Origin of the sequence: Gordonia sp. (in: high G+C Gram-positive bacteria) (assembly GCF_047606305.1) — a bacterium.
GTDB lineage: Bacteria > Actinomycetota > Actinomycetes > Mycobacteriales > Mycobacteriaceae > Gordonia.
This window is the reverse complement of the sequence record NZ_JASGER010000119.1, coordinates 1-5,590: the sequence shown is the minus strand read 5'-3', so window position 1 is coordinate 5,590 and position 5,590 is coordinate 1. Positions and strand designations below refer to the sequence as shown.

The following is a 5,590-nucleotide window of genomic DNA, read 5'->3' as shown; positions in this document are numbered from 1 at the left end:
GGCTGGTCGCCCGACGGCGGCGGCGCAGGTGCCTGCGGTGCGCCGTCCGCGCCGGGCAGACCGGTCGAGTCCTCGACCTTGCTCACGTCGATGTGGCGGAGCGCGTCGTCGACGGGCTTCGGGTTGATCGATTGCGGCGCCCGTCCACGCGCCGGTGCGGGAGTGCCGCGGACCTTGACCTTGCCGTCCTCGCCGACGACGAGTCGGGCCGCGTTCCGGGCCGGCACCAGGCCGAGCCGGGCGGCCTTGTCGGACAGTTCAGGCGCCGAATCGGCCGACTCGTAGGTCCGCTTGAGGGCGTCGCGCTTGTCGACGAGCGACTGGTTGGCGGTCTTGGCGACGGTCAGCTCGTAGGAGTCCTGCGCGGCACGCGTGGAGAGCCACAGCGTGGCGACCAGCCCGAGCGCGACCAGCCCGATCACCGGCACCGCGAACGGCAGCGCGCGGATCTGCTCGACCAGGCTCGGCCGCGTCGGACCGGCGGCGGTCTTGGGCTTGCCCGACGACTGCTTCTGCTTCTGCTCGTCCCGCGCCAGGCGCGCGGCACGGCGGTTCACGGCCCGCTGTGCGGCCCGAGACCGGTTGGCGCGCTTGGGCGCGCCGGCGCCCGGACGACGCTTGGCCGGACGGTCGATCACCGACAGTTCACCGGTCGGCACCGGGTCGATCTCGCCGGTCTCCTCTTCCCTGCGCCTCACGCGGGGCTCCCCTCTGCAATGCGTTCAATGGCGCGGACCCGGGCGGGGGCCGAGCGCGGATTGATGTCGATCTCGGCCTGCGTCGCCTGCTCGGCACCCCGCGTGACCAGCTGGAACCGCGGCGCGGTCCCCGGCAGCTCGACCGGCAGTCCGGCCGGCGAGCTCGACCGGCAGCGCTCGGTGAACTCGCGCTTGACGATGCGGTCCTCGAGGGACTGGTAGCTCATCACCACCGCGCGGCCGCCGACGGCCAGGGCGTCCAGCGCGGCCGGGAGCGCGGCCCGCAGCGAGTCGAGCTCGCCGTTGACCTCGATCCGCAGCGCCTGGAAGGTCCGCTTGGCCGGGTGACCGCCGGTCCGGCGCGTCGCGGCCGGGATGGTCGCGTAGAGCAGCTCGACCAGGCGGCCGCTCGTGGTGAACGGCTCGTCGCGGCGGGCCGCGACCACCGCCGAGGCGATGCGTCCGGCGAAACGCTCCTCGCCGTAGTCCGACAGGACACGGGCGAGGTCGCGGTGCGAGTAGGTGTTCAGGATGTCGGCGGCGGTGAGCTCGTCGTCCGGGTTCATCCTCATGTCGAGCGGGGCGTCGACCGAATAGGCGAAGCCGCGCCCCTGCTGGTCGAGCTGCATGGACGAGACGCCGAGGTCGAACAGCACGCCGTCGACCGCCGCGATGGGACCGGGCAGCCCGGCGGGGTCAGCCAGGATGCGCTCGAGCTCGTCGTAGCGGCCCGCGTTGATCGACGCCCGGGCGCCGAAGGGGGCCAGCCGATCGGCGGCCTCGGTGCGCGCGGCCCCGTCGCGGTCGATCCCGATGACCGTGAGACCGGCGAAGGTCTGCAGCAGCAGTTCGGAGTGGCCACCGGCCCCGAGTGTCGTGTCGACGACGACGGCCCCGTGGCCGGTCGGGTCGGTGCGGGTGATCGCCGGCGCCAGCAGATCGACGATCCGATCGGCCATCACCGGGACGTGCCCGTGGTCACCGGTGCTCATCGTGGGCCCTTCCGTGGTGGCCGCCGGGGCGGCGTCGGGGTCGATCGGGTGGATGAACCGGGGTCCCCGCCCGATCGCGAACCTGGCGCTGGGGAAGTGCGTCAGGGTCGGATCGGGCGTGGGCCTCGTCTCACCCACCGTGGTGGTCGCGGCGGTCATCGGAGCCGTTAGAGGAGCGACTCGAAGGCGTCGGTACCCGCGGCTGAGAAGTCCTCCTCGTGCTCGGCCTGGTAGGCCTCCCAGGTCTGCGCATCCCAGATCTCCAGGTGGTCGAAACTGCCGATCACCACGCATTCCTTGGTCAGCCCGGCATAGGTCCGGTGGTCGGGCGAGAGCGTGATCCGCCCCTGCCCGTCGGGTCGCTGTTCATCGGCACTGGCGAAGAAGTACCTCTGGTAGGCGCGCGCCTGCGGGTTGTTGCGCGACGCGGCCTTGGTCTTTTCCGCGATGGCGTCGAAGTCCTCGAGGCGGTAGACGGCGAGGCTGTTGTCCTGGTTGCGCGTGACCATCACCCCTCCTGCCAACTCGTCGCGAAACTTCGCTGGCAGCGTGAGCCGCCCCTTGTCGTCCAACTTGGGCGTGTAGGTGCCGACGAGCCGCTGACTCGACATCGCACACCTCCTCCGCCGCCGGGTTCGACAACCGGTTTGCCTCACCCAGTCCCCACACTGTACCCCACTTTCCACCACTTTCCACCCCTTGGCGACCACTTTGTGCCATCTCTTCGATATTTCTGCAGGTCAACCGAGGGAACTGAAGTGGGGATGAATGGCCGCCGGAGGCACCAACCGCCGGAAACCTACGAGGCTAGAGCGACAAAAGTTATCTAAAGTGCCTGGTGAGAGGACCAGCGCTCCGACAGTGGTGGAAGGTGGGGAATGCTGGGCGGCGCGCGTGGGGCGATGTGGGGACGGCACGAAAAGGGCCGCGCATCGGCTGATGCGCGGCCCTGTCGGTCTTCCGGTGTCGGCTACTCCTCGGAGAACCGTCGGTTGAAGCGGTCTTCCATCCGCTCGGTGAAGCTGCGCTGCGACGCGGCCGCACGCTTCGACGAGCCGGTGGCGCCGTCGACGACCTTCAGCCTCGGCTTGCCCGACCCGCCGCGCAGCGCGAGGAGGCCGGCGGCGAACATGACGAGGAAGCCGATCAGGCTCAGGATCGGAAATCCGTTGATGGTGACGCCGGCGACGATGCCGCCGACGAGCAGGGCCAGGCCCACGAGGAACAGGGCGATCGCCTGCAGGCGACGCCGACTCGGCCCGAAGCTGGTCTTCTCCACCGTCGAGGCGAACTTGGGGTCATCCGCGTACAGCGCATTCTCGATCTGGTCGAGCATGCGCTGCTCATGTTCGGAAAGTGGCACCGCCCCTCCTTCTCCTCAATCGTGCTCCAGACCCCCAATGATACGAGGTGATCGGCGCAGCGGCCACCATTCGGCCACCGTTGATTCGACGCGCCGCCACACGTCACGCACTGCGCCGCGCCGCGGCCCCGCCGAGAACCTCTCTGCCCTGCTCGTAGTCGGCCAGGATCGCCTCGGTTTCGGCGAGGAACTCCGACAGGCGGACCCGCATCCGCGCCACGATCGCCTGCTCCACCTCGTCGACGAGGCCGTTCTCGATGCGCTGGCGCAGCACCGAGTGTCCGGCGAAGTAACGGGCGTGCTCGCCGAGTCCGCGGTCGTCGCGGACGAACCCCGCCTGCGCGACCAGCCGGGTCCACGCATTGCGCTCCCCCCGCGGCGGCCGGCGTCGCGATTCGAGCACGACCAGGGCGGCACCCGCGGTGCGGAGCGCGGCCAGGTAGTAGACGCGGAACCGCTCGGCCGTGCCGGCCACCAGGTCACCGTCGTCGGCCATCGCCGCGGCCTGGTCGAGGAGCCGGTGAGCGTCGAGCACGACCTTCGGCTCGACACTCGCCCTGTCGCTCGTCGCCCTGTCGCTCGTCACCCTGTTGGCCATCTCGCCTCCTCGACTCCTCTGGCGCGTCCGGTGCCTCCGGCGCCTCATTGGTCAAAACGTATCGGGAGCCTCCGACATTCCCGACACTCGAACTGTTGTTCGATATAACCAATGCTAGCGTGATCCTGCGAAGTGCGCCAGGGGCGCCGGGAATCCAGGGAGTGACATGACCGAGGAGTCGATCGGTGCACCGGTCGACGTCCGCGTCGTCCGGCTCGCGGGCGGCGATTCACACCTGTGGCTCGATCCGGCGCTCGAGGTGTACATCACCGCGATGGGGTACCCGCGCGGGATCGAGGGTCAGCGGCGGGCACTGTGGCGCGAACACGTCTCCCGGCCCGGGTGGAGTGCCTACGGTGCCGTCGCGTCCGTCGACGCCGACCGCCTCCACGGCTCCCGACTGCGCCGCTCGGCCGCGGTGCAGTCGCTCCAGCAACGCCGCTTGGGCCGCGCAGGTACGCGCGAAGACGTCTTGGTCGGCATCGCCTATGGCTATCGAGGTGCGCCGGACCAGTGGTGGAACCAGCAATTGCGCCTGGGACTGCGCCAGGCCGGTTGTCCGGCCGACCACGCCGCTCATCTCCTGGCCGACTATTTCGAGCTCACCGAACTCCACGTCCACCCCGACGCCCAGGGCCACGGCATCGGCCGACTGCTCCTGACGCAACTGCTGACCGACCGTCCGGAGGCCCGGGTCCTGCTGTCGACGCCGGAGGTCCCCCACGAGGAGAACCGGGCGTGGTCGTTGTACCGGCGCTTCGGGTTCGGTGACGTGCTGCGGAACTTCCGATTCTCCGGCGATCCGCGCCCGTTCGCCTTTCTCGGTCGCGACCTCCCGCTCCCGGTGACCGACGCCCGGGCCCACCGCGACTCCCGCCCGCCGGTCGGCAACCACTGAAGCACCGCCGGCCCCGGTCGCGCGTCGCGGACCCGACCGCCGCGCCGATCTGGCACGATTGACGCGTGTCCCACACCCCGACTCGCCCGTCCCTGCCCCGGCTGGCCGCCGCGCTCGGCGCCGCCCTGCTGCTGATCCCGCTGCTGTCGGGATGCCTGACCAGGTCCACGACCGTCGGCGACCGGTTCTCCGGCGAGATCATCGTGGCCACCTCGTCGGACAACCCGAACGGTGTGCCGCGCCTGGACGTGCCGCAGTCGATGAGCAGCCAGGTCACGCTGTCGGACTTCACCGGGACGATCAGCGGCGACGGCACCGTCACCATGGAGGGCAAGGACGGTCAGCAGGCCGACCCCAAGACCCCGAAGAAGGGGCCGACCAAGGTCGGCACCCGCGCCCTCTACTCCAATCTCACCGCCGGCCAGTTCGGTCAGCTGGGTGACATCGTCGCAGCGTCGTTCACCGGGTCGGGTGCCGCGTTGGACATCTCCACCAAGCGCAGCGGGGACGCGGTCCGACTGACCGGCACCGCCGACCTCAACGACCTCGTCGACGGGCGCGACGCCGTCTACTTCACGGTGCGCTTCGCCGGTGACGTGACCGGGACCAACGGGATCGAGCAGGGCGACAAGGCGGTCGCCTGGGTCATCCCGGCCGGCAAGTCGAGCGATCTGAACGCCGACGCCCGCTACGCCGATCCGGCCAGTGCGGCGCTGCCGAGCTGGTCGTTCCTGGTCGCGCTGCTGTGCCTGCTCGCCGTCGGGGCGGTGGCCTGGTACGCCCGCCGCGAGCACCTGGCCGACACCACGCCGCGCCCGGGCGCCCCCGCCAAGTGAGCGACGAGTCGGACTACACCGGCCGCGTCGAGCGGCGGTTGGCCGACTTCTTCGACTCCGCCCGCGAGCAGGCCGGACAGATCGGTCCGGCCGTCGGCGAGGCCACCGATGCCCTGGCCGACTTCGTCCTGAGCGGCGGCAAGCGCGTCCGGCCCCGATTCGCCGCCGCCGGCCGGGCCGTCGCGCACGGCGCGCGCGCCGGGTC

6 protein-coding genes and 2 pseudogenes are annotated in these 5,590 nt (G+C 70.8%); 3 read left to right on the top strand and 5 right to left on the bottom strand.

The features are described 5' to 3' along the window. The 5 genes and pseudogenes from QM634_RS15470 to QM634_RS15450 form a co-directional block, all read right to left on the bottom strand. Positions 1–698: pseudogene (locus tag QM634_RS15470) on the bottom strand (hypothetical protein); the annotation flags it as partial. Beyond that, on the bottom strand, positions 695–1,690 hold the full coding sequence (gene rsmH / locus QM634_RS15465; RefSeq protein ID WP_415043666.1) for a 16S rRNA (cytosine(1402)-N(4))-methyltransferase RsmH: 996 nt from the start codon (positions 1,688–1,690) through the stop codon (positions 695–697). The gene rsmH and the pseudogene QM634_RS15470, both read right to left, overlap by 4 nt. A 167-nt stretch (positions 1,691–1,857) precedes the next feature. After that, entirely contained in the window at positions 1,858–2,301 is a 444-nt protein-coding gene (gene mraZ / locus QM634_RS15460; protein WP_415043665.1) for a division/cell wall cluster transcriptional repressor MraZ, read from the bottom strand. 359 nt (positions 2,302–2,660) lie between these two features. Then, on the bottom strand, positions 2,661–3,053 hold the full coding sequence (locus QM634_RS15455) for a DUF3040 domain-containing protein (RefSeq protein WP_415043664.1): 393 nt from the start codon (positions 3,051–3,053) through the stop codon (positions 2,661–2,663). Positions 3,054–3,156: 103 nt separating this feature from the next. Next, positions 3,157–3,651, bottom strand: a complete 495-nt coding sequence (locus QM634_RS15450; protein ID WP_415043663.1) for an SAV_6107 family HEPN domain-containing protein — start codon at positions 3,649–3,651, stop codon at positions 3,157–3,159. A 166-nt stretch (positions 3,652–3,817) separates the two neighbouring features. On the opposite strand from QM634_RS15450, the gene QM634_RS15445 reads away from it, so the two are divergent. From QM634_RS15445 to QM634_RS15435, 3 genes and pseudogenes are all read left to right on the top strand, one after another. After that, on the top strand, positions 3,818–4,549 hold the full coding sequence (locus QM634_RS15445) for a GNAT family N-acetyltransferase (protein ID WP_415043662.1): 732 nt from the start codon (positions 3,818–3,820) through the stop codon (positions 4,547–4,549). A gap of 65 nt (positions 4,550–4,614) precedes the next feature. Further along, on the top strand, positions 4,615–5,385 hold the full coding sequence (locus QM634_RS15440) for an LppM family (lipo)protein (protein ID WP_415043661.1): 771 nt from the start codon (positions 4,615–4,617) through the stop codon (positions 5,383–5,385). Continuing rightward, a pseudogene (locus tag QM634_RS15435) lies at positions 5,382–5,590 on the top strand (hypothetical protein); the annotation flags it as partial. The gene QM634_RS15440 and the pseudogene QM634_RS15435, both read left to right, overlap by 4 nt.